The sequence below is a fragment of the Caulobacter sp. 602-2 genome, from assembly GCF_011043625.1.
In the GTDB taxonomy this organism is placed as follows: Bacteria; Pseudomonadota; Alphaproteobacteria; order Caulobacterales; family Caulobacteraceae; genus Caulobacter.
Genome location: NZ_JAAKGT010000010.1, coordinates 99003 through 121448 on the forward strand (window position 1 = coordinate 99003; position 22446 = coordinate 121448).

General features: G+C 70.2%; 26 protein-coding genes. 7 read left to right on the forward strand and 19 right to left on the reverse strand.

Features of this window, described 5'->3' with window-relative positions; all coding sequences use genetic code 11:
• Positions 1–47 precede the first annotated feature (47 nt).
• The gene (locus G5B46_RS18410; protein ID WP_165261203.1) at positions 48–2084 is read left to right on the forward strand and encodes a TonB-dependent receptor; all 2037 of its coding nucleotides are present in this window, start codon (positions 48–50) and stop codon (positions 2082–2084) included.
• A 144-nt stretch (positions 2085–2228) separates the two neighbouring features.
• On the opposite strand, the gene G5B46_RS18415 is transcribed toward G5B46_RS18410, so the two are convergent.
• The 4 genes from G5B46_RS18415 to G5B46_RS18430 form a co-directional block, all read right to left on the reverse strand.
• Complete coding sequence (locus tag G5B46_RS18415) at positions 2229–3533, reverse strand: hypothetical protein (protein WP_165261205.1); 1305 nt, start codon at positions 3531–3533, stop codon at positions 2229–2231.
• A gap of 136 nt (positions 3534–3669) precedes the next feature.
• Entirely contained in the window at positions 3670–4401 is a 732-nt protein-coding gene (locus tag G5B46_RS18420; RefSeq protein WP_240903565.1) for a DUF4908 domain-containing protein, read from the reverse strand.
• A gap of 304 nt (positions 4402–4705) precedes the next feature.
• On the reverse strand, positions 4706–5428 hold the full coding sequence (locus tag G5B46_RS18425; RefSeq protein ID WP_165261209.1) for a beta-ketoacyl-ACP reductase: 723 nt from the start codon (positions 5426–5428) through the stop codon (positions 4706–4708).
• A 96-nt stretch (positions 5429–5524) separates the two neighbouring features.
• Entirely contained in the window at positions 5525–6700 is a 1176-nt protein-coding gene (locus tag G5B46_RS18430) for an acetyl-CoA C-acetyltransferase (protein ID WP_165261211.1), read from the reverse strand.
• 220 nt (positions 6701–6920) lie between these two features.
• Here G5B46_RS18430 and phaR point away from each other — a divergent pair, with 220 nt between their 5' ends.
• Both phaR and G5B46_RS18440 read left to right on the forward strand, forming a co-directional pair.
• Positions 6921–7601 (forward strand): polyhydroxyalkanoate synthesis repressor PhaR, encoded by a 681-nt coding sequence (gene phaR / locus G5B46_RS18435; protein WP_165261213.1) that lies wholly within the window; start codon positions 6921–6923, stop codon positions 7599–7601.
• 59 nt (positions 7602–7660) lie between these two features.
• On the forward strand, positions 7661–7996 hold the full coding sequence (locus G5B46_RS18440) for a hypothetical protein (RefSeq protein WP_101716084.1): 336 nt from the start codon (positions 7661–7663) through the stop codon (positions 7994–7996).
• Here the strand turns inward: G5B46_RS18440 and G5B46_RS18445 are convergent.
• The 5 genes from G5B46_RS18445 to G5B46_RS18465 form a co-directional block, all read right to left on the reverse strand.
• Positions 7977–8306, reverse strand: a complete 330-nt coding sequence (locus tag G5B46_RS18445) for a DNA-binding protein (RefSeq protein ID WP_165261215.1) — start codon at positions 8304–8306, stop codon at positions 7977–7979. The genes G5B46_RS18440 and G5B46_RS18445 overlap by 20 nt on opposite strands.
• Before the next feature lie 467 nt (positions 8307–8773).
• Positions 8774–10042, reverse strand: coding sequence for an acetyl-CoA C-acyltransferase (locus G5B46_RS18450; protein ID WP_165261217.1), 1269 nt, complete (start codon positions 10040–10042; stop codon positions 8774–8776).
• Between the two features lie 78 nt (positions 10043–10120).
• Positions 10121–10777, reverse strand: coding sequence for a sulfite oxidase-like oxidoreductase (locus tag G5B46_RS18455; RefSeq protein ID WP_165261219.1), 657 nt, complete (start codon positions 10775–10777; stop codon positions 10121–10123).
• Positions 10778–10869: 92 nt separating this feature from the next.
• Entirely contained in the window at positions 10870–11295 is a 426-nt protein-coding gene (locus tag G5B46_RS18460) for a hypothetical protein (RefSeq protein WP_165261221.1), read from the reverse strand.
• A gap of 204 nt (positions 11296–11499) precedes the next feature.
• Positions 11500–12240 (reverse strand): glycosyltransferase family 2 protein, encoded by a 741-nt coding sequence (locus G5B46_RS18465; protein ID WP_165261223.1) that lies wholly within the window; start codon positions 12238–12240, stop codon positions 11500–11502.
• A gap of 55 nt (positions 12241–12295) precedes the next feature.
• Between G5B46_RS18465 and G5B46_RS18470 the strand changes: the two genes are divergently transcribed.
• Both G5B46_RS18470 and G5B46_RS18475 read left to right on the forward strand, forming a co-directional pair.
• Positions 12296–14068 carry a glycosyltransferase family 39 protein gene (locus G5B46_RS18470; RefSeq protein WP_240903566.1) on the forward strand — a complete coding sequence of 591 codons (1773 nt, stop codon included), beginning with the start codon at positions 12296–12298 and terminating at the stop codon, positions 14066–14068.
• Positions 14065–14970: a hydroxymethylglutaryl-CoA lyase gene (locus G5B46_RS18475; protein WP_165261225.1), complete on the forward strand. Its 906-nt coding sequence runs from the start codon at positions 14065–14067 to the stop codon at positions 14968–14970. Before G5B46_RS18470 ends, G5B46_RS18475 begins: the two co-directional genes overlap by 4 nt.
• 175 nt (positions 14971–15145) lie before the next feature.
• Here G5B46_RS18475 and G5B46_RS18480 read toward each other — a convergent pair whose 3' ends face one another.
• Together G5B46_RS18480 and G5B46_RS18485 are read right to left on the reverse strand one after the other, a co-directional pair.
• On the reverse strand, positions 15146–15850 hold the full coding sequence (locus G5B46_RS18480) for an NTP transferase domain-containing protein (RefSeq protein WP_165261227.1): 705 nt from the start codon (positions 15848–15850) through the stop codon (positions 15146–15148).
• A 68-nt stretch (positions 15851–15918) separates the two neighbouring features.
• Positions 15919–16794, reverse strand: a complete 876-nt coding sequence (locus tag G5B46_RS18485) for a bifunctional regulator KidO (RefSeq protein WP_165261229.1) — start codon at positions 16792–16794, stop codon at positions 15919–15921.
• A gap of 100 nt (positions 16795–16894) precedes the next feature.
• On the opposite strand from G5B46_RS18485, the gene G5B46_RS18490 reads away from it, so the two are divergent.
• Positions 16895–17890 carry an XdhC family protein gene (locus G5B46_RS18490; RefSeq protein WP_165261231.1) on the forward strand — a complete coding sequence of 332 codons (996 nt, stop codon included), beginning with the start codon at positions 16895–16897 and terminating at the stop codon, positions 17888–17890.
• A gap of 25 nt (positions 17891–17915) precedes the next feature.
• On the opposite strand, the gene moaC is transcribed toward G5B46_RS18490, so the two are convergent.
• The 5 genes from moaC to moaA form a co-directional block, all read right to left on the reverse strand.
• Positions 17916–18383: a cyclic pyranopterin monophosphate synthase MoaC gene (gene moaC, locus G5B46_RS18495; protein WP_165261233.1), complete on the reverse strand. Its 468-nt coding sequence runs from the start codon at positions 18381–18383 to the stop codon at positions 17916–17918.
• A gap of 13 nt (positions 18384–18396) precedes the next feature.
• Complete coding sequence (gene moaB / locus G5B46_RS18500; RefSeq protein ID WP_165261235.1) at positions 18397–18948, reverse strand: molybdenum cofactor biosynthesis protein B; 552 nt, start codon at positions 18946–18948, stop codon at positions 18397–18399.
• A gap of 74 nt (positions 18949–19022) precedes the next feature.
• The gene (locus G5B46_RS18505) at positions 19023–19463 is read right to left on the reverse strand and encodes a molybdenum cofactor biosynthesis protein MoaE (protein WP_165261237.1); all 441 of its coding nucleotides are present in this window, start codon (positions 19461–19463) and stop codon (positions 19023–19025) included.
• Positions 19460–19699, reverse strand: a complete 240-nt coding sequence (locus tag G5B46_RS18510; protein WP_165261239.1) for a MoaD/ThiS family protein — start codon at positions 19697–19699, stop codon at positions 19460–19462. Before G5B46_RS18510 ends, G5B46_RS18505 begins: the two co-directional genes overlap by 4 nt.
• A gap of 2 nt (positions 19700–19701) precedes the next feature.
• The gene (moaA, locus tag G5B46_RS18515) at positions 19702–20760 is read right to left on the reverse strand and encodes a GTP 3',8-cyclase MoaA (protein WP_165261241.1); all 1059 of its coding nucleotides are present in this window, start codon (positions 20758–20760) and stop codon (positions 19702–19704) included.
• Here moaA and G5B46_RS18520 point away from each other — a divergent pair.
• Positions 20759–21331: a nucleotidyltransferase family protein gene (locus G5B46_RS18520; protein ID WP_165261243.1), complete on the forward strand. Its 573-nt coding sequence runs from the start codon at positions 20759–20761 to the stop codon at positions 21329–21331. The genes moaA and G5B46_RS18520 overlap by 2 nt on opposite strands.
• Here G5B46_RS18520 and G5B46_RS18525 read toward each other — a convergent pair.
• From G5B46_RS18525 to G5B46_RS18535, 3 genes are all read right to left on the reverse strand, one after another.
• Entirely contained in the window at positions 21328–21732 is a 405-nt protein-coding gene (locus tag G5B46_RS18525; RefSeq protein ID WP_165261245.1) for a hypothetical protein, read from the reverse strand. The two genes, G5B46_RS18520 and G5B46_RS18525, sit on opposite strands and share 4 nt — an antisense overlap.
• Before the next feature lie 107 nt (positions 21733–21839).
• Entirely contained in the window at positions 21840–22055 is a 216-nt protein-coding gene (locus G5B46_RS18530; protein ID WP_101711290.1) for a hypothetical protein, read from the reverse strand.
• A 32-nt stretch (positions 22056–22087) separates the two neighbouring features.
• Entirely contained in the window at positions 22088–22441 is a 354-nt protein-coding gene (locus G5B46_RS18535; RefSeq protein ID WP_165261247.1) for a hypothetical protein, read from the reverse strand.
• Between the last annotated feature and the right edge of the window lie 5 nt (positions 22442–22446).

The window sequence follows — 22446 nt, forward strand, 5'->3', positions numbered from 1 at the left end:
CCCAGTTTGCCAGCACGTGACTGGCGGGGGCCAGGGGACGGAAAGACATGCAGTTCGGATCGCTTTTCGCGGCCCTCGCGGCCGCCACGCCCGAGGCCGCGGCCGAGACCACCGTTCAGGCCCCGGTGATCGCCGCGGCGACAGAGGGCGTCACCCGCTATCCCGCCGCCTTCTTCGCCGAGCGCCAGCCGCTGTCGGCCTACGACATGGTCGTGCGCGTGCCCGGCTTCACCTTCGACGGTGGCGACAGCGTGCGCGGCTTCGGCGGCGCGGCCGGCAACGTGCTGATCGGCGGCCAGCGCCCGGCCACCAAGAGCGAGTCCCTCGAGGACGCCCTGCGGCGCATCCAGGCCAGCCAGGTCGACCGCATCGAGATCGTCGTCGGCGGCGCGCCCGGCGTCGACATGCAGGGCAAGAACGTGGTGGCCAACGTCGTGCTGCGCGCCGACGCCAAGGGCTCGACCCTGCTGGCGGTCGCCAGTTCGTTCCAGCAGGACGGCCGCACCACCCCGGCCATGCGCTTCGAGGGCTCGCGCCAGTACGGCGTCTCCGCCTTCGACTGGTCGATCCTGACCTTCCGCTATGTCGACGACGGCGCCGGCGAGGGCCCCAAGGTCGTGCGCCGGGCGGACGGCAGCGTCAGCCCTTCTTGGCTGGACGAGACCGGCGGCGGCGACGGCCTGACCGCCAAGGCCAACCTCAAGCGCCCCCTGCTGGGCGGCCGGCTGTCGGTCAACACCGTCTACGAGCAGGAAACCTACGACTGGAGCCTGGAAGACATCCCGCCGGCCGGCGGCGACCGCCTCAAGGTCATCGACGCCGACGAGCGCCAGGAGGGCGAGATCGGCCTGGGCTGGGAGAAGCCGCTGACGGCCAGGTCGCGCGTCGAGTTGACGGGCCTGGTGCGCCGCAAGCACGTCGACTACGCCAGCACCTTCACCGACGCGGGCGAGGCGGGCCGCTTCACCTCGGCCCGAGACAGCGGCGAAAGCATCGTCCGCGGCGTGCTGCGCCACACCCTCAATCCCGTCCTGTCGTTCGAGGGCGGCGGCGAGATCGCGGTGAACTTCCTCGAAAGCGAAATCGGCTACCTGGTCAACGGAACGCCCCAGGTGCTGCCGGCCGCCAATGTGCGGGTGGAGGAAAAGCGCGGCGAGGCCTTCGGCGTCGCCACCTGGCGGGCCCACCCCAAGCTCACCCTGGAAGGGGCGGTGCGACTGGAGCGCTCGACCATCGAGCAGACCGGCGACACCAACCTGGAAAAGTCGTTCACCTATCCCAAGCCGCGCCTGTCGGCGACCTGGTCGCCCACTGCCCGCGACCAGTTCCGCGGCCGCATCGAGCGCGAGGTCGGCCAGCTGGACTTCACCGACTTCGTCTCCTCGACCACCTTCTCCACGGGCCGCGACACCGCCGGCGGCGCCGAGCTGGCCCCCGAGCACGCCTGGGTGTTCGAAGCGGCCTGGGAGCGCAAGTTCGGCAAGGACGGCGCCCTGGTGCTGACCGCCCGCCACAAGGAGATCAGCGACGTCGCCGACCGCATCCTGGTGGTCGACAAGGCCGGCAATCTCTACGACGCCCCCGGCAACATCGGCGACGCCACAGGCGACGAGCTGGAGCTGTCGGTGAACCTGCCGCTGGAGCGCTTCGTGCCCGGCGGCCTGCTGCGCGGCAAGGGAACCTGGACCCGCTCGGCCGTCGTCGACCCGATCACCCGCCACAAGCGCCGGATCAGCGACGAGGAGCCGTTCGAGGGCGAGCTGCGGTTCTCGCAAGACCTGCCCAAGCGCAAGCTGCAGTGGGGCGTGGAGCTGTTCTCGGGCTCCACCGAGACGGCCTACGCCTTCAACGAGGTCAGCCGTTTCGAGATCGAGCCGTGGCTCCTGGCCTATGCTGAGGTCAAGCCGCGCCAGGGCCTGTCGCTGCGGGTCGAGGCCCAGAACCTCACCGGCCGCGGCCTCAACCGCCAGCGCGAGGTGTTCCAGGGCCGCGAGCGCGCGCCCGGAGACTTCGCCTATCTCGACGACCGCCGCGTCGACTTCGACCCGTTCATCTATTTCCGCCTGCGCCAGACCTGGGGCTGAGCCCGACGGACACAACGACAACCAGGCCGCCGCCCGCTCCCATCGGTCCCCAACCCAGCGGGCAGAAGCGGCCAACTCGCAAGGACCCCGGTTCGCCTTTGCCGGGGTCCTTTTTCTTTGCGCGCTACTCGCACCCAGAAGCCCTCAGATCAGGGCCAGGCAACTCCCATGGTGGGTGTCGTCGCCCTCGAGCTCGGGACCGACATCCGCGCGGACCTCGCTCGGCGCGCCAAGCCGCCTGACGCCGGAAACCGCGAACGCCTTCAGGCCGTTGCCCCAGAAGGTCAGGCGCACCGCAGCCGCGCGCTTGCCCGGCCGCGCGTCGGGATAATCCCAGCATGGCGTGACCGCCTCCCGCATGCGTTCGGCATGGGCGTTGACGACGAGGAAGCCGCCGGTTCCCGCGGCCGTGACCATCCCCCGCAGCCGGGGCGATATCATCGCCGTCAGGGCGGACGACGAGCGCGTATGGATGATCGTCGCCAGGCAGTGCGCCGGAACATGGCCGCTCAACACCAGCCCGCGATCGCCCGGGACGTAATCGACGCTGAAGAAGTCGCAGCCCGAGTCCCTGGCCCACAGGGTCTTCCCGTCGCATTCGGTGTCATCGACGAGCAGGCAGTGCAGTTCGTCGGCGTTCTCGAAAAAGCCGCGCCCCCGATCGGCGGCGTCCGACGCCTCGACCAGCCCGATGGGCAGAACCGCGGCTCCGGCGCCATCCAGGTCGACCAGCAACGCCGCCCGCGCGTCGGGTTCGCCCGCAAGCTGCGCCAGCAGGGGATAGAGGACCATCCTTCGCCTTAGCCCCTGCTCGTAGCGGCCCAGATAGACGCCCTCCATGAATTTCAGATTGTCGTCTCCCTCCCACCACTCATCTATGTCCTGCCGCCCCTGCCGGATCACCTGAGCCGCCTCGGCGTCCAGGCCGGTGAGTTCGATCCTGAAGTCCAGGACGCGCAAAGGCTGCGAAAGCAGGGAGATGCGCTGGGTCTGCTCGATGCGCCCCAAGGCCTGGTCGCGATCGAGTTTCAGGGCCAGCTCGCGCGCCGCCGCCGAGGCTTCCAGCTGTCTGAGCTGCTGCGCGTTGTCCAGGCGGGCCAGGTTCAAGGCCTGCTCGGAGGCGATCGTGGCCAACTGCAGCCGCCTCTCGTACTCGACTTTTGTCTTCTCGGCCTGTTCGGCGACCGCCTTGCGTTTCTCGGCGCGGCTTTCCAGCCCCTGGGCCGAGGCGCCAAGCCCGGCCGATATCACGGCGAGCCCGATGGCGACCATGCCCGCCCGCGTCAGGCGTGGGCGCCCCTGCTCGTTCTTGGTGGTGGTCTCGTGCATCAGCCCCCAGGCCGCGGCGACGGCCGTGAGACCGAACCCGATGTACTTGAGGGCGCTCAGCAGCAGGTCCGGGCCGAGCACCGCCATCGTCGCGGCTTGATCGAGTTGGTTCGCGTCCAAAGCCCCCTCCGAAACGCGCGACCACGAAGAGATGAGAGCTTAACCATAACACAACCGGAAATGGAAAAGAACGCCCGTCTGCGCGACGGCCGTGCGGGGCCTTCCAGCCCACGCCCAGGACGCCAACCGCGCCCTCTTACTTGTCCACCACCTTGATGATGCGGTCCGACGACGGGCGGCCGGCCAGGCCCTTGCCGGCGGCGTAGGTGACGATCAGGGCGTCGTCCTTGATCGTCGCACCGGGCTTGCGGCCCTCGGCCAGCAGCACGCGGCCGATGCGGCTGAGCAGGCTGCGGTCGCCGTTGCGGGCCATGCGCTCGAAGGCCTCGGCGGTGACGTTGGCGCATTCGGCGACCAGCACCGAGGTCTCGGGCCGGGCGTCCTGCACGGTCTCGAAGCTGACCCGGTGGCGGGCGGCGCGGCTGGCGCGGTCGGCCGCCTGCAGCATGCGCTGGAACAGGGCGTTGGGCGTGATGATCGCCGGCGGCTGGATGGTCTGGGCCCGCCCCATCAGCGCCGCGGCGGCGCCGGCCGGGCGGTCGGCCGTGAACAGGGTCATGCCGCCCAGCTTGGTGGCGCGCAGCACCGGTTCGCCCAGCTCGTTCTTGTAGATTACGTCGCCGCGCGGACCGGCGTGGGGCGACAGCACCCACACCTCGCTGCTGTTCTCGAACTTCAGCAGGGTGGTCGAGGTGGCGCGGTCGAGCACGAAGGCCCCGCCGCCGTCCGAGACGTAGCGGGCCACCGGCGGCGGCGGCGCCTTGCGCGCCTCGGCGGCGGCGCGATCGCCGAACAGGGCGTCGCGGAGATTATGCTTGGACTGGGCCGCGGCGGGCGCGGCGATGGTCAGGCCTGCCAGGGCGAGCATCAGCGCGGCCGCGCAGCCTCCCGGCCCCATCCTTTCCACCGTCGGTCGTATCATGCGAACGGTGATGGTCCCCGACTGGGGCGAATCTTGGACGTGGAGGCGGCGCTTCCTGGCAAGCGTCGCCGTGCGACTTTTCTGCAACGCTTCCCCTGGCGCGCGGCCCCCGCCACCCGCTCCCCTTAGAGCCTGCCCGTTTCCGGTCTCGTGGAACGGGAGAGCAGGCTCGTCCCGAACAAGATCCCGGTCGGCGCGATTGACGCCAACCGGGACCGGCAGGTCAAGACACTAAGGCGTTCGAAGGCGCCTAGGCCAGGTACTGGCCGCCGTTCAGCGACAGGGTCGCGCCGGTGACGAAACCGGCCCGCTCGCCCGCCAGGAACGAGACCATGTCGGCGATCTCCTCGCCCTTGCCCAGGCGACCGACGGGGATGCCGCCGATGATGCCGGCCAGCACCGTCTCGGGCACCGCGGCCACCATCTCGGTGTCGATATAGCCCGGGCAGATCACGTTGACCGTGACGCCCTTCTTGGCGTTCTCCAGGGCCAGCGCCTTGGTGAAGCCGATCAGGCCGGCCTTGGCGGCCGAATAGTTGGTCTGGCCGACCTGGCCCTTCTGGCCGTTGATCGAGCTGATGTTGACGATCCGGCCCCAGCCGCGCTCGCGCATGCCCTCGATCACCGGGCGGGTCATGTTGAAGGCCGAGTCCATGTTGACCCGGATCACTTCGGACCACTGCTCGTAGGTCATCTTGTGCAGGAAGCCGTCGCGGGTGATGCCGGCGTTGTTGACCAGCACGTCGATCGGACCCAGTTCGGCGGTCACCTTGGCCACCGCGGCCTGGCAGTCGTCGAACGAGCCGACATTGCCCTTGACCACCATCACGCCCAGTTCCTTGGCGCAGGCCTCGGCCGCCGCCTCGTTGCCGGAATAACCGGCCGCGACCTTGAGACCGTCGGCCACCAGCCGCTCGCAGATCGCCCGGCCGATGCCCCGGGTGCCGCCGGTCACGAACGCAACTCTAGCCATACAGTAGTCTCCCGTTACCGCTACGTCATGGTTGCACGTGCTCGCGTCCGGAGCGCAAGCCCCGGACGCGTTTTGTCACGAAGACTTCTTCCGGGATCAGACGGCCTCGACGCAGAGGGCCACGCCCATGCCGCCGCCCACGCACAGCGTGGCCAGGCCCTTCTGGGCGCCCGAGCGCTTCATCTCGTGCACCAGGGTGGTCAGGATGCGGGCGCCCGAAGCGCCGATCGGGTGGCCGATGGCGATGGCGCCGCCGTTGACGTTGACCTTGGCCGGGTCGAGGCCCAGCTCGCGCACCACCGAGATCGACTGGGCGGCGAAGGCTTCGTTGCTCTCGACGAGGTCGAGGTCGGAAACGCTCCAGCCGGCCTTTTCCAGGGCCTTCTTGGTGGCCGGGATTGGGCCGGTGCCCATGATCTCGGGCTCGACGCCGGCATTGGCCCACGAGACGATCCGGGCCAGCGGCTTGAGACCGCGCTTCTCGGCTTCCTCGGCCGTGGTCAGCACCAGGGCGGCGGCGCCGTCATTGAGGCCCGAGGCGTTGGCGGCGGTCACCGAGCCGTCCTTGGCGAAGGCCGGCTTCAGGCCAGAGATGCTTTCCAGCGTCACGCCGTGGCGGATGTATTCGTCCTGGTCGACGACAGTGTCGCCCTTGCGGCCCTTGATGGTGACGCCGACGATCTCGTCGGCGAACTTGCCGGCCTTCTGGGCGGCCTCGGCCTTGTTCTGGCTGGCGACGGCGAACTTGTCCTGGTCCTCGCGGGTGATCTGCCAGCGGTTGGCGATGTTCTCGGCCGTCTGGCCCATGTGGTAGCCGTGGAAGGCGTCCCACAGGCCGTCCTTGATCATGGTGTCGACGAAGCCCAGGTCGCCCATCTTCTGGCCGGTGCGCAGGGCCTGGGCGTGCGGGGCCTGGCTCATGCTCTCCTGGCCGCCGACCACGACGATCTTGGCGTCGCCCGACAGGATCTGCTGGGCGCCCAGGGCCACCGCGCGCAGGCCCGAGCCGCACAGCTGGTTCAGGCTCCAGGCCGGGCTCTCGACCGGGATGCCGGCCTTGACCGAGGCCTGGCGGGCCGGGCCCTGGCCGGCGCCGGCCTGCAGCACCTGGCCCAGGATCACCTCGTCGACGTCGGCCGGCGTGATCCCCGCCCGCTCGACGGCGGCGGCGATCGCGGTCTTGCCCAGCTCCGCGGCGGGCAGGCTCGAAAGCGCGCCGAGGAAGGACCCGACCGGCGTGCGAGCGGCGGAGACGATGACGATATCGGTCATTGGCTTTGATTTCCCGTGACTGTTCCGTGACGCCTTCGCAGGTGCGGCGCCCACACTTTTGCAGTGCAACAGCACCATGCCCAAACGAACGGCGTTCGTCACGAATACATTTTCATGTCATCATCTGGCGTCCAAGTCCTCGCGGGACTGGCGCCCTGGCTTTGCATTAGCGATAGTGCGATGCGAAAAGGCGGGCGACACCGCTGTCCCAGGGAACGAAATGTCCGAGAACCCCGATAAAGGCGAAGCCGCCCCCGGCGCCGACAAAGTTTCCGCCGAAAAGGTTTCGGGCCAGCGCGTCGTCATCAAGAAGTACGCCAACCGCCGGCTCTACAACACCGCGTCCAGTTCCTACGTCACCCTCGAGCACCTGTCGGACATGGTGAAGGAGGGCGTCGACTTCGTGGTCTATGACGCCAAGACCAACGACGACATCACCCGTTCGGTCCTGACCCAGATCATCTTCGAAGAGGAAAACCGCGGCGGCGGCCAGAACCTGCTGCCCATCCAGTTCCTGCGCCAGCTGATCGGCTTCTACGGCAACTCGATGCAGGCCTTCCTGCCCAGCTACCTGGAGATGTCGCTGGAAAGCTTCTCCAAGCAGCAGGAGCGCATGCGCCAGCAGTTCACCGGCGCCCCGGGTCTCGCCGGCAAGGCGGCCGCGCCGGGCATGGCGATCTACGAGGAACAGATCCGCCAGAACATGGCCCTGTTCGACCGGGCCATGAAGATGTTCTCGCCCTTCGCCTACAGCCGCCCCGAGGACGCCGCCGCCGAGGCCCCCGCGGCCCCGCCGCCCGCCCCGGCTCCGGCCGCGCCCAGCGAGGACGGCCTGGCCGATCTCAAGCGCCAGCTCGAAGCCATGCAGGAACAGATCGCCAAGCTGGCGACCAAGTCCTAATTTCCATCAACCATGACGGCGCATTCGTTCTTAACGGAGGCGCCGCTAGCCTTGCGACCATGACCGGTCCGATCGACCCCATCCGACGCGCGGCGAACGCGCGCCGGGCGCTGGCCGCGCCCAAGGACTCCGACCGCCACGAGGCGGACGGCGAAGAGGTCGTGTTCGTGCGCGACGAGGAAGAGGCGCCCGCCGATCCGCCGCCGCAGCCGCGCCCGCGCGGCCCGTTCGCTGCCTTCGCCGCCCAGGTGATGGGCCAGCCCGGCCAAAAGCGCGGCCTGCGCGGTGGGCAGGAAGTGCTCGACGCGGCGCGTTCGACCTATCTCGGCACGGAATATTCCGGCCCGGCCGACCGCCGTCCCAAGGCGGGCCTGATCAAGAAGACCGAGATCTAGCCGCCAGCAGCTCGGCCACCTGGCCCTCCAGGCGCGCGACCCTCGCCTCCAGTTCCGCGATGCGCCGCGCGGCCGGGTCCGCCGGCGCCGCATGCGCGCCGACGCCGGCCCGCCTGGCCGCCTCCTCGCGCGAAACGCCCACCATCTCGGCAAAAACCGCCAGTTCGGCCGGCCTGATCTCGCGCTGATCCTTGAAGACCAGGCCGATCTCGGCCGCGCTCAGCCCCGCCGCGGCGGCCAGGGCGGCCCTGTCCAGCCCCCGCTCGGCCAGCCTCGCGTCGTACCACTGATGATCGAAGAACAGCGCCATATGGAATTTCTAGCGCCCTGCGCCGACTTGGCGCCAGTCTTGCTAGGTCGAGGCCCGAGTCTTTTCGGAAAGCGTCTCGACCTATGCTGTCCATCCTGATCCGAGCCTTCGACGTGGCCGTCGTGACCCTGATCTTCTCGGTCCTGACCTGACAGCGTTTTCCTGACAACGCTTCCCTGCGACAAAAGCGCCGAGCGACATCCATTCGCTTGATCGGAGGGACTGGCGGGTCCAATTTAACCGTGTCGCGTCCACCCCCCACAACGCGACATGCGTACCGCCGGCCCGAGGTTGCCCCTAGTCCTCGGGCCGGTTCTACGTCTGGGGTATCCCACCGACATCGCCCAAGCGCCCTGCGTCCTTCGAGGCTCGCCTTTCGGCTCGCACCTCAGGATGAGGACGCTATCGCATTGAGTTCCTCATCCTGAGGCGCCCGCGCAGCGGGCCTCGAAGGACGTAGCGATCCCTCAAGCCGCCTCCAGCAGCATCATCGTGCCCTGGCCGCCGTCGGCGCAGATGCTGACGATGGCCTTCTCGCCCTTGCCGCGCGCGGCCAGCTCCTTGGTCGCCTGGCTGAGGATCCGCGCGCCGGTGGCGCCGAACGGGTGGCCCAGCGCCAGGCTGCCGCCGGTGGGGTTCATCCGCTCCCGCGGGAAGGCGCCGAGGTCGGCGGTGACGCCGGCCCGCTCGGCCAGGAACTTTTTGCTCTCCCAGGCGGCGATGTGCGACAGCACCTGGGCCGCGAAGGCCTCGTGGATCTCCCAAAGCCCGATGTCGGACAGGGTCAGGCCGTTGCGCGCCAGCATGCGCGGCACGCCATAGGCCGGCGCCATCAGCAGGCCCTCGCTGCGCAGGTCGATGGCGGTGACCTCGTAGTCGAGGATCTTCACGCGCGGCGTGCGCGCGGGCAGGCGCGCCAGGCCCGCTTCGGAGGCCACCCAGACGCTGGCCGCGCCGTCGGTCAGGGGCGAGGAATTGCCGGCGGTCAGCGTGCCCTGGCCGCTTACCTTGTCGAAGGCCGGCTTCAGCTTGGCCAGCTTCTCCAGCGTGCTGTCCTTGCGCGGGATGGTGTCGCGACGGGCCTCGCCGACCGGGATGACGAGGTCGTCGAAGAAGCCGTTCTCCCAGGCGCGCACGGCGTTCTGGTGGCTGGCGAAGGCGATGGCGTCCTGGTCGGCGCGCGCAAGGCCCCATTCCTTGGCGGTGATCTCGGTGTGCTCGCCCATCGAAAGCCCCGTGGTGCGGTTGGCCACCTTGGGAACGAACAGCCTGGCGTCGGCGGCCTTGAAAGCCGACAGCACCGCCAGCCGCCCCTTCAGGTCGCGGGCCTGCTGGAAGCGGCGGACCCAGTCCGACAGCCGCACCGACAGGCCGATCTGCACCCGGCTCATGGCCTCGACGCCGCCGACCAAAGCCAGGTCGCGGCCGCGCCCGTCGATCATGCCGGCGGCCTCGAGCACGCCGGTCATGCTGGTCGAGCAGGCCATGACGGTCGAGAACGCCGGGATGGTCGGGTCGGCCCCGGCGTCCAGCAGCACCTCGCGGGCGATGTTGCTCCAGGTGAGGTTCGGGATCACCGTGCCCCAGACGGCGAAGTCGGGCCGCGCGCCCTTCTCCAGCATGGCCTTCACCACGGGAACGGAAAGCTCGATGGCGTCATGGGCGGCCAGCGCCCCGTCGACCTTGGCGAAGGGCGAGCGCAGGCCGGCGGCGAGCCAGAGATTGGAAGCGGTCATTTAACGGCGTCCGTAAGAGGGTCTGTTACCGATAGATAGGAGGCCGGATGCGCCGGCGCTTGTCGAAATCGGCCGCGCTCAGCCGTAGCGCTCTTCGGCCCATGGATCGCCGCGGTTGTGATAGCCGCGTTCCTCCCAGAAGCCCGGCCGGTCGGCCGCCACGAACTCGATCCGCTTCAGCCACTTGGCGCTTTTCCAGAAGTAGAGGTGCGGCACGACCAGGCGCACCGGCCCGCCGTGCTCGGCCGCGATCGGCGCGCCCTCCCAGCCATGAGCCAGCAGCGCGCCCTCATGGGCGAAGTCGTCGACCGACAGGTTGGTGGTGTAGCCGTCGTACGAATGCAGCACGACGAACCGCGCTTCGTCCCGGGGCGCCACGGCCAGCACCACGTCGCGGGTCAGAACCCCGTCCCAGTGGTTGTCGTAGCGCGACCAGGTGGTCACGCAGTGGATGTCGGAGACGGGCGCGCTCTGCGGCTGGGCCAGCAGGGCCTGGAAGTTCCAGGTCGCCGGCCGTGACACCAGGCCGTCGATGCGCAGCCGCCAGTCCTCGCGGGAGACGTCGGGCTTGAGACCCAGGTCCAGCACCGGCCAGTCGCGGGTCAGGTGCTGGCCCGGCGGCAGGCGCTCGCTCTCCGGACGGCTGGTCTCGCCGGTCAGGAACTTGCCCGAGCGCGCCCAGGCCTCCTTGCTGCGGGTCAGCTTGCTGTCTTGCGGCGGCTGGTCGTCGTCCATCGTGGCCTCCTTGCGCGGAAGGCTAACGCGTGACGACGGCTCGCGGCTTGAAGAAACGCCCCACCCCGTCTCGCCCCTAGCGCGTCTCGCCCCTAGCGCATCTCGCCAAAGTCGACGTCGCGACGGGCGGCGACGATGGTGACGATGAAGCCGGCCAGCACGTCCAGCAGCACCATCAGGGTGATCAGGAAGAACACCGAGGTCGCGAACGCCGGCAGAAGCAGCAGCTGCACCAAGCAGACGATGAACAGCACCATCGACAGCGAGTGGTTGATGATCGCCACCTTGCGGCTGGTCGTCGACTTCAGGAGCTCGACGAACAGCACGATCAGCGAGGCGCCGAGCAGCAGGTCGCCCCAGCTGACGATCCAGTCGACGCGCGAGGCCATGTGGATGCGGAACAGCTGCTCGCCGAACCGATAGCTGGCCCCGTCCGACGAAAACCCGCCGCCGACCGTCAGGGCCAGCAGGTTGTAGATCAGCACCGGCAGGGCCAGCAGCGGAAAGGCGGCGAACATTGCGGTGAATTCCCCCGAAGTCGGCTTTCAGGGTTAACCGGTTTTGCCAGGCGGGTGAAGCGGGAGCCGCCTGCCGGGCGAGCGGGACAGCCCTTGCGTCCTTCGAGGCCCGCTGCGCGGGCGCCTCAGGATGAGGACGTCAGTGCAATGAGATCCTCATCCTGAGGTGCGAGCCGAAGGCGAGCCTCGAAGGACGCAAGGCGCCTAAGCCTCGTCGACGCCCTGCGGGTTGCGGGCCCGCGACTGCAGCCACATCACGCCGAACAGGTCGCTAACCGAGGCCTTCAGGCGGCCGAAATTGGTGTACTTCGACACGCCCGTCTCGCGGTGACGGTGGTTCACCGGCTGGAAGGCGATCTCGTAGCCCTCGCGCAGCATCAGCGCGGGGATGTAGCGGTGGATGTGATCGAAGTAGGGCAGCCGCAGGAAAGCCTCGCGGCGGAAGGCCTTCAGCCCGCAGCCGGTGTCGTTGGCGGTGTCCTTCAGCAGGCGCTTGCGCACGCCGTTGCCGAACTTGCTGGCGAAGCGCTTGGCGTTGCTGTCCTGGCGCTTGACCCGCTCGCCGCCGACCAGAGCGAGCTCGGCGGGCGCAGCCTGCAGCGCCTTGGCCAGGCGCGGAGCGTCGGCCGGATCGTTCTGGCCGTCGCCGTCCATGGTCACCACGATCGGGGCGCGGGCGGCCAGGATGCCGCTGCGGATCGAGCGGCTCTGGCCCGAGTTCTTGCGGTGGCCCAGCACGCGCAGCTGCGGAATCTCGGCCTTCAGCGCCGTCAGCAGGGCCTTGGTGTCGTCGCGGCTGGCGTCGTCCACGAAGATCATCTCGTAGGACTCGCCGGCGAAGGCGGCGGCGATCTCGCGCGCCAGGGCCGGCGCGGCCCCGCCTTCGTCGAACACGGGCACGACGACGGAGAAATCGGGGATCGCGGCGGAATTATCGGATGTCATGGCCGCTTTTACCGCAAAACTCGCGCCATGAAAGGATCGTGCTATTCCAGCACGCATGAGCGCGAACACCAGCCCCAATCCCGGTCAGAACCCTACGCTTGAATCCCGTCTCGACGCCTGGTCGCGCGGCTGGCGCGCGCCGGTCTTCGCCGCCTTGGTGGCGCTGATCGCGGGCCTGCCGGGCCTGTTCGCCATGCCGCCGCTCGACCGCGACGAGTCCCGCTTCGCCCAGGCCACGGCCCAGATGCTGGAGACGGGCGACTATGTGAACATCAAGCTGCAGGACCAGCCGCGCAACAAGAAGCCGGTGGGCATCCACTGGCTGCAGGCCGTGGCGGTCGAGGCCGTGTCGGCGCCGGAAGACCGGGGCATCTGGGCCTACCGCATTCCCTCGCTGCTGGGCGCCATGCTGGCGGCGGCGGCCTGCGCCTGGGGCGCGGCGGCCTTCTTCGGCCCGCGCGAGAGCCTGCTGTCGGGCGCGATTCTGGGCGCGACCTTCCTGCTGTCGACCGAGGCCTTCATCGCCAAGACCGACGCGGCGCTGTGCGGCTTTACGACCTTGGCCATGGCCGGCCTGGCGCGGATCTACGCGGCAGGCCTGGCCAGCGAGAAGGCCGGCAAGGGGCCCAAGCTGGCCTTCTGGATCGGCATGGCCATGGCCGCCCTGATCAAGGGGCCCGTCGGCCTGCTGGTGGCCATCCTGGCCGTCCTGGCCCTGTGGGCCTGGGACCGCAGGATCGGCTGGCTCAAGCAGCTGGGCTGGAGCTGGGGCCTGATCCTGTTCGCCGCCATCGTCCTGCCCTGGGCGACCATGATCACCATCGCCACCGACGGCGCCTTCTGGGGCGCGGCCGTGGGCGGGGATCTGGCCCCCAAGCTGGCCGGCGGCCACGAGAGCCACAGCGGCCCGTTCGGCTACTACGCCCTGCTCTCGCCGCTGCTGCTGTTCCCGGTGACCCTGCTGCTGCCCGCCGCGCTGGTGCTGGCCTGGACCGGCCGCAAGGAGCCGGGGGTGCGCTTTGCGCTGTGCTGGCTGATCCCGACCTGGCTGATGTTCGAGATCCTGCCGACGAAGCTCGCCCACTACACCCTGCCCTCGTTCGGGGCGCTGGCCATGCTGATGGCCGCCGCCCTGCGCGCGCCCCTGGGCCTGGTCTCGCGCATCATCGGCACGGCCCTGCTGGCCATCGCCGGCGTGGCCTTCGCCGCCGTCTGCATCGTGGCGTGGAAGACCTACGCCGCGCCCTCGGCCCTGCCGCTGGCCATCCTTTCGGCCCTGCTGTTCGTGGTCGCCGCGATCGCCGGCGGCTGGCTGATCCTGCGCCGGCAGGCCGCCAAGGCCCTGGTCACCGCCGGGGTGCTGGGCATCCTGGCGCACGGAACCATGGCCGGCCTGCTGGCCCCGCGCCTCGACTCGCTGTGGCTGTCCAAGCGCCTGGCCCGCGCGCTGGAAGGCGCCGACCTGGCGCCCCGCGCCGGCGCGCCGGGCCCGGTGGCGGTGACCGGCTATTCCGAACCCAGCATGGTCTTCCAGCTGGGCACCACCACCCAGCTGACCGACGCGGACGGCGCGGCCGACGCGGTGGATGAAGGCCGTCCCGCCGTGGTCGAAGGCCGCGAGGACGAGAAGTTCCGCGCCGCCCTGGCCGCCCTGGGCCACGCGCCCCGCCTGGCCGGCGAGATCAAGGGCCTGAACTATTCCGACGGCGACGACGAGGTGCTGCGCATCTATCGCGGCGAGCCCCGCCGCCACGAAGCCGTCGAGACCCCCGACGCCGTCACCGGCGCCGAGGCCCCGGCTACGGCGCAAGAGGAGGCCCCGCGATGAGCCGCTTCATCGAGATCGTCGAGGTCGGTCCGCGCGACGGCCTGCAGAACGAGAAGTCCATCCTGACGGTCGAGGAAAAGCTCGACCTGATCCGCCGCCTGGAAGCCGCCGGCGCCCGCCGCACCGAGGTGGTGTCGTTCGTGAACCCCAACCGCGTGCCGCAGATGGCCGGGGCCGAGGAGATCATGGACGCCCTGGGCGGCCCGGATCCGAAGCGCTCGCGCATCGGCCTGGTGCTCAACATGCGCGGCTGGGAACGCTGCGTGTCGACCGGCTGCGACGAGGCCAATGTCGTGGTCTGCGCCTCGGACGGCTTCGGCGTGAAGAACCAGGGCGCCACGGTCAACCAGCAGCTCGACACGCTGGCCGCCATCGTCGAGCGCCAGGCGATCGACGGCGGCCCGCCGATCACCGCCACCATCTCGGTGGCGTTCGGCTGTCCGTTCGACGGCGAGGTGTCGCAAGACCAGGTCGCAGCCATCGCCCGCGAGGCCGCCGCCATGAACGTGCCCGAGATCGCCATCGCCGACACCATCGGGGTCGCCGATCCCTGGACCGTCCGCAAACGCATCGAGGCCGTCCGCGCGGCAGCCCCCGACGCCCGCCTGCGGATGCACTTCCACGACACCCGCAACACCGGCCTCGCCAACGCCTTCGCCAGCGTCGAGGCTGGGGTCGACGTGCTCGACGCCTCGGTCGGCGGCCTGGGCGGCTGCCCCTTCGCCCCGGCGGCGACGGGCAATATCGGCACCGAGGATCTGGTCTACATGCTGCAGCGGGCCGGGTTCGAGACCAGCTACGACCTCGACGCCCTGATCGCCATCGGCCGCGACATCAGCCAGCGCCTGGGCAAGGCCCCGGCGTCGTCGCTGGCGCGCGCGGGCGGGTTTCCCCCGAAATAAGCCTCTCCCGTGGGGAGAGGGAGGGGCCCGCGCCGCAGGCGTGGGAGGGTGAGGGCGTACGCCGTCGGCGGTCCCGTCACCTGATCTGAAGTGTGAAGTCGGCAAGGGTGAAACCCCTCACCCTCCCAGGCTATCGCCTGGGCCCCTCCCTCTCCCTATGGGAGAGGTGGAATTATTACGCCGCGAACCGGCCCAGGTCCTGCTTGCTCTCCACCAGGTCCAGCACGTCGCCCATGCGGAAGCCGGGATCGGCCGGGTGCAGGGCGTCGTAGATCGAGCGGGCGAAGGCGAGATCCGCCGGGGTCTTCACGCGCCAGTCCAGGGCGCTCCAGTCGCGCACGGCCCGCAGGTGGGCGTGGCGGAAGCGGCCGGGCTGATTGCGGATGGCGGCGGTGGGCGAGATGCGGGCCAGCGGGTCGCGCTCCTCGGCGGCCGCGGTGCGCAGGGCCTGGGCCGAGATCACCTCGACCTCCAGGCCGGCCGGATAGGTGCGGTAGACGCGGTTGGAGGCGTAGTCGGCGCCCGTGCTCAGCGCCAGCTTGACGGTCTGGTCGATCAGGCCCGGGTCGACGAACGGCGCGTCGCCCTTCAGGCGCACGATGTGGCTGACGGGACCGGCGGCCTCGGCGCAGCGGGCGATGCGGTCGAGGATGTCGGCGCCGGCGCCGCGATGGACGGTGACGCCGCGCGAGACCAGGAACCCGGCCAGCGCGTCGTCGGCCGGCTGGTCGCTGGTGGCGACGATGATCTTGGAAAGGGTGGCGGCCTGCCGGATGCGCTCCAGCTGGCGCAGGATCATCGGCTGTCCCTGGAGGGTGGCCATCGCCTTGCCGGGCAGACGACTGGAGCCCATGCGGGCCTGCAGGACGGCGAGGATCATGGCGTTGCCTCCCTTCGAGGCGTTTATCGGTTCTTTCTAGAACCTTGAGCTTCGAGTCGGGTCCGCCGCTAGGCGACCCAACGTCGCGGGTCGAGCGCCACCGGATCGTCGATGGCCATCTCGTCCCAGTCCAGGTCCGGCGGCGGGCTCGAGGCGGCGGCGACAACGGCCGACAGTTCGGCGGCCGAGGTCACCCCGACGATCACGGCCGAGGCCTCCGGTCGCGACAAAGCAAAGCCCAGCGCGGCCTGCAGCGGATCCGATCGGCCCTCGGCGATCATGCGGCGCACCCGCGACAGGCGGCCCGAGGCCCCCTTCAGCTGGGCCGGCACGCGGTCGGGCGGCAGGAACAGAAGACCGTTGAGGAAGATCGAGCGCAGCTGCACCTCGACGCCCATGCCGGCGATGCGTTGCAGCGAGCCGTCGGCCAGCAGGCGCTGGTCGAGCAGGCTGGCGGGCGCCTGGATGATGTCGGGCTTGAAGCGGCGGGCCACGCCGACCGGATCGTCGGTGGCGTGGGCGGAAATGCCGATGTTGCGGAACAGGCCCTGCTCGCGCAGGCGGTGCAGGCGGTCCCACATGGCCGGGCCATGGGCGCCGAACAGTTCCGACGGCGATTGGACGACGATGGTGTCGGCGCGCTCCAGGCCCAGGCGGCGCAGCGAGGCGCGGGCCTCGGCCTCGACGAAGTCGGGGCCGCGGTCGGCGCGGGCCGCCGCCAGGGTCACCCGGCACGAGACCGGGCGCGGGATCAGGTCGCCGAGCACGGACTCCGAGCGACCGTAGACGCCCGAGACGTCCAGCACCGACAGACGGGCGCGGGCGGCGATGCTGAGGATGTCGCGGGCCTCGACCTCGGGAGAGCGCGAACGCGGCGACGCGTTCATACCGTCCAGTCCGAACTGGGCGGCGGCAAGACCGAGCTTGGAGACGGTGAGCGACATGAACTTCCGCGTCGGATGAAGCACCAATGTCGGAGAGCCTACGCGCCAAGGTTTGAAGAAGGCGTTTCTGGAACCTTGCCGAGGGGTTAAGATCGGGCCGATGGACCTTACCGATCCCGCCGCCGTTTCCGGCCCCGAATGGCCCATGCACGGTCTGGCCGACGACATGCGGCCCGCCCTCGAACAGGCCCTCGCGCAGGGCCCCGCGGCCCTGGCCACCATCGTCGCCCTGGAGGGCGGCGGCCCGCGCCCGGTCGGCACGCAGATGGTGTTCGCACAAGGCTTCGTGGCCGGTTTCCTGTCGGGCGGCTGCATCGAGGGCGACGTCGAACTGCATGCGCGGGAGGTGCTGGAGACGGGGGCTCCCAAGCGTCTCGTCTATGGCGAGGGCAGCCCCTGGCCGGACATCCGCCTGCTGTGCGGCGCCCGCATCGAGATCCTGGTCGAACGCCTTAACGCCAACGACGGCTCGGTACGCGACCTTTTGACTCACGCCCGCAAAAGACGGCCGGCCCTGTGGTTCACCGACGGGACCAGGCGGGTCTGCGCGCCGGTCGGCGCGACGCCGGTTCCCTGGCCGGGCGTGTTCGTCCGCAGTTTCGATCCCGTCCCGCGCCTGGTGGTGATGGGCGGCGATCCGACCGCCCTTGCCCTGGCCAGCCTGGGCGTCCAGGCCGGGTTCGAGACCACCCTGGTGCGCCCCAAGGGCCCGATGGTCGCCCCGCCGCTGCCGGGCGTGCGCTACAGCCGCGAGGCGCCCGGCCCGGCCCTGGTCGCCGCCGGCCTCGACGCCTGGACCGCCGTGGCGGTGTGCAGCCACGACATGGCGCTGGATCACGAGGCCCTGCTGGCCGCCCTGCCCTCGCCGGCGCCCTATGTCGGCCTGCTGGGCGCGCGGCGGCGGCTGTCGGAGCGGCTCCTGGCGCTGAAGGCCGACGGCCTGACGGAAAGGGATCTGGCCAAGCTGCGCGCGCCCATCGGCCTGGACCTGGGCGGCAAGGCGCCGTTCGAGGTGGCCGTGGCCGTGATCGGCGAGATCATCGCCACCCGCAACGGGCAGCCGGCGCTGGAGCGGCGGGCCGAAGTCGCGCTCTGATCCCTCTCCCGCAAGGGGAGAAGGATCAGGCGCTCCAGTCCCCCGACTTGCCGCCCGTCTTCTCCAGAAGCCGCACGGCCTCGATGACCATGCCCTTCTCGGCGGCCTTCAGCATGTCGTAGATCGTCAGGCACGCCACGGAGACGGCGGTCAGGGCTTCCATCTCCACACCGGTCGGGCCGGTGGTCTTGACCCGCGCGGTCACCGACAGTCCGCCGTCGGCCGGCTCGACCTCGACCACCACCTTGGACAGGGCCAGCGGATGGCACAGCGGGATCAGGTCCGAGGTCTTCTTGGCGGCCATCACCCCGGCCAGCTCGGCCACGGCGCGCACGTCGCCCTTGCGGCCGGTTCCGGAGACGGCCAGGGCCAGGGTCTCAGGCGCCATGCGCACGAAGCCGGTCGCCACCGCCTCGCGGGCCGTCGCGGGCTTGTCGGAGACGTCGACCATGCGGGCGCGGCCCTGGTCGTCAATGTGGGTCAGCTTGCTCACTTCTCCAGGAGCCCTATCGTTCCAGAAGTCGAGGCATCAGCTCGACCATGTTGCAGGGCTTGTGGCGGCTGTCGAGCTGGGCGGCGATCACCTTGTCCCAGCCGTCCTTCACCGCGCCGTTCGAGCCCGGCAGGCAGAACACGAACACCCCGTCGATGATCCCGGCCGTGGCCCGCGACTGCAGGGTCGACAGGCCCACCGTGGCGTAGGAGACGAGGTGGAAGACCACGGCGAAACCGTCGATCACCTTGTCGAACAGCGGCTGCAGCGCCTCGACAGTGACGTCGCGGCCGGTCAGGCCGGTGCCGCCGGTGCTGACAACCGCATCCACCTGGCCGCTGTCGATCCAGCCGCGCACGGTGGAGCGGATCTTGTCGATGTCGTCGCGCACCACCGCCCGGCCGGCGAAGACGTGGCCGGCGGCCTCGACGCGCTCGATCAGGATCTGGCCCGAAGTGTCGGTGGCCTCGTCACGGGTGTCGGACACCGTCAGGATCGCCACCCGCACCGGCTTGAACGGAAGCTCCGGCTTGATCCCGCCGCCCGGGGTGAGGCCTGCCGACATCCGCTTCTCCTTTTCTTTGCTTGTCGCGCGACGGGCGCCGAAACCGCTGACACTTTCGGCTGTCGCGCTTTGGCTCAATCCCAACGCTGAGCGTCGGTCCTATCCTGCGCCGTCGGCTCGATCCAGCGTGCGCCGTCCGGCCCGTGCTCCTTCTTCCAGAACGGCGCCCGGCTCTTGAGCCAGTCCATCAGGAAGTCGCACGCCTCCAGGGCGGCCCGGCGATGCCTCGACGCCGTCGCCACGAACACCACCGCCTCGCCCGGCGCGATCTTTCCGACGCGATGGACGATGCGCCAGTCCTGAAGCTCGAACCGCGCGGCGGCGTCCTTCGCAAAGGCCGCGATCGCGCTCTCGGTGAAGCCGGGATAGGCCTCCAGCTCGAGGATGGACGCCTGCCCGCCCTCGGCGCGGGCCAGGCCGACGAAGCTGGCCACCGCCCCGGTCTCGTCGCGGCCGGCGCAGAAGGCCGTCAGCAGCGCGCCGGGCTCGAACGGCGCCTCGGTCAGGGAGATCATCCGCCGCTCATCGGCGGCAGGAAGGCGACCTCGGCAGCGGCCGCCAGCGAGGCCTCGCCGCGCACAAGCGCCTTGTCGACGGCCACCTGCACGCCAGGACCGGCCAGCGCCTCGGCCAGTTCGGCGTCGTCATTGGCGATGCAGGCGCGCAGGGCCGCCAGGCTGTCCGCCGCGACCTCGCGCTCGCGCCAGCCGGCCTGGTCGGCCAGGCGTCCGAACAGCAGCACGCGGGCCATCCCTAGCCTCCGGTCGTCGACATGTGGCGGGCCACCGCCGGACGGGGCGCGTCGACCTGGAAGTCGTGACCCTTGGGCTTGGACCCGATGGCCGCGTGGATCGCCGCCACCAGCTCGCCGTCGGTCGCCCCGCCGCGCAGCACGGCCCGCAGGTCGCTGGCGTCGTCGCGGCCAAGGCAGGTGTGCAGGGTGCCGGTGCAGGTCAGCCGCACGCGGTTGCAGGCCTCGCAGAAATTGTGGCTGAGCGGCGTGATGAAGCCCAGGCGACCGCCGGTCTCCTCGACCTTGGCGTAGCGGGCCGGGCCGCCGGTGGCGTAGGCGAGATCCGTCAGGGTCCAGTACGAGGACAGCTCGCGCCGCACGTCGCGCAGCGACAGGAACTGGTCGGTGCGGTCCTCGTCGATCTCGCCCAGCGGCATGGTCTCGATCAGGGTCATGTCGCAGCCGCGCGCATGGGCCCACTGGATCAGGCCGGGCAGTTCGGCGGCGTTGTCGCGCTTCAGCGCCACGGCGTTGATCTTGACCTGGATCCCGGCCGCCAGGGCCGCGTCGACGCCGCCGATCACCTTGGCCACGTCGCCGCCGCGCGTCAGCCGCCGGAAGAGGTCGGGCTTGAGGGTGTCGAGCGAGACGTTGATCCGCTTCACCCCCGCCGCCGCCAGCCGCTGCGCGTGCTGGGCCAGCTGGGTGCCGTTGGTGGTCAGGGTCAGCTCGTCCAGGGCGCCGGTCTTCAGGTGCCGCGAGAGGTTCTCGACCAGCTCCATGATCCCCTTGCGCACCAGCGGTTCGCCGCCGGTCAGCCGCAACTTGCGCACGCCCAGGCCCACGAAGGTCGAGGCCAGGCGGTCCAGTTCCTCCAGCGTCAGCACCTCCGCCTTCGGCAGGAAGGTCATGTGCTCGGCCATGCAGTAGACGCAGCGCAGGTCGCAGCGGTCGGTCACCGACACCCGCAGATAGGTCACCGCGCGGCCAAAGCCGTCGATCAGTCGGGGGCTGTCGTCAGGGGACGTCATATCCGCCATAGAATAGGCCTCCGAAGGCGTCGCGGAAAGGGATCGCATGCGACTGGAGGCCATTGTCCTGGCGGCCGGCGCGGGAACGCGCTTCGGCGGCGGCAAGCTGCTCGCCGGCTATCGCGGCCGGCCGCTGCTGGACCACGCCCTGGACGCGGCCCTGGCGGCTCCGGCCTGGCGGGTGACGGCGGTGATCCGTCCTGGCGACGCGGCGGTGGCCGACCTGGTGGCGGCCCGCGCCGGCGAGCGTCTGCGCGCGCTGGTCGCGTCCGACGCCGTCGAGGGCCTGGGCGCCTCGCTGCGGCAGGGCGTGAAGGCCATCGATCCGGCCAGCGACGGCGTGTTCGTGTTCCTGGGCGACATGCCCGACATCCCGGCCGGACTGGCCGGCGACCTGGCCGCGGGGCTGGCCCAGGGCGCCGAGATCGTCGCGCCGGTCCATGCCGGCCGGCGCGGCCATCCGGTGCTGTTCTCGCGCGCCTGCTTCGCGGCCCTGGCGGCGCTGGGCGGCGACCGCGGCGCCCAGGGGCTGATGAGCGCGCGCCCCGTGGCCGTGGTCGAGACCGACGCGCCCGGCGTGCTGTTCGACGTCGACCGGCGCGAGGACCTGGCGCCCTAGACGCTCTCGCCCCGGCGCCGCTCGCGCCAGCTGCGCCAGACCGCCACGGCCAGCACCAGCAGGATGCCGTAGCTCCAGACGGCCAGGCTCAGCTTGTAGGTGTTGATGGTCACGCGATGGTCGATGACCGTCGCCAGGTGAGAGGCCACGCCCAGCATCTGGAACGCCGCGACGACCACGGTCCACAGCCGGCGCGACGACAGCGAGACCCAGACGAACAGCGCCGCCACCACGCCGTCGACCAGCATCAGGCCGATGTCGGCGAAGCGCGCGCTGTTGCGGAAGACGATCAGCGAGATGATCCAGCCGCTCAGCGTGATGACGCCCACGCGGCGCTCGGGCTTGTCGCCGAAACGTATGGCCAGGCCGCAGACGAGGATCGCCACGCCGAAGGAAATCAAGGCTTGTATCAAAGGAGGGGCCCCCGACTCGCGGGGGCAACATGACGCAAGTCGGGCCCGGATCAAGCGTGATCCGGGCCCGTGCTTACTTCAGGGGCGAGCGCGCTTCAGTGGTGCGTCAGCCGCCCTTCGCCGAGGATGCGTCGCACCTCGTCGATCACGACCAGCGCGCCTTCGGCGTCGTTGGCCTCCTCCATCGCGATCAACCGGTGCATCAGCGCGGTCAGCACCCGTTTCTGGACGGGGCAGAGGTCACGCAGGCAGCGGCCGAACTCGGCGGCTTCATCAATCGCCGGCTGAAGCGCGGCGAGAACGGCGGTCATGGATTGGCTCCAGGTAAGAGGGGCGCCGCGGACTAGGCGGCGCGGCCGCCGTCGACGGCGTGCAGACCGAAGGTGCGCGGCGTGTCGCCGTCCGCGGACTTGCCCATGTCGCCGATGGCCAGGGCGCCGCAGCCGATCTGGGTGCGAACCTCGGCGAGATCGCCGTGCGCCTTCACGATCGTCCGACGGGCGGAAAGGATATGGGTCAGGGTGTCGCCGAGGGTCTCGATCGCTTCCTGGCCGATCACGGCCGACAGCTGCGCATCGAGCCGCAGGGAGGGCAGCAGGCCCACCAGCTCGGCGGTTTCGCGCAGGGCCGCATCGATGGCGGCTTCGGCGCGCTTGAGTTTCTCGGCCCCAGCACGGGCCGCGTCGCTGCGTTTCATGCAAG